The sequence below is a fragment of the Dellaglioa sp. CoH-56-MRSF-10 genome, from assembly GCF_056782175.1.
This window is the reverse complement of record NZ_JBXAYF010000145.1, coordinates 1-247: the sequence shown is the minus strand read 5'-3', so window position 1 is coordinate 247 and position 247 is coordinate 1. Positions and strand designations below refer to the sequence as shown.

Annotated in this window: 1 protein-coding gene; it reads left to right on the top strand. The window is 59.1% G+C overall.

The window, feature by feature from the left end:
• Positions 1–247: hypothetical protein (locus AC1RP4_RS08105; RefSeq protein ID WP_481763294.1), on the top strand; the 247-nt coding region annotated here is incomplete at both ends.

The following is a 247-nucleotide window of genomic DNA, read 5'->3' as shown; positions in this document are numbered from 1 at the left end:
GCTCTACAGTTTCCGGACCGCAAGGGCGACGCGTACGCCCGCACAGTTCAACAGATAGGAGAACTGAAAACAAAGGTTCGGGATCAGACGCGGCGCGTGCTCGCGCTTCTGACTGAGATAGCGGCTGAGCATGCGCCTGACGCATTCAATCATGCGCGGCAGGCGGTGGCCCAAGAACTCGAAAACCATGTGCGGTTCGAGTCGAGCACGCAGTTCCTATACGCGAGTGTCGATGCTCAGGACGCAC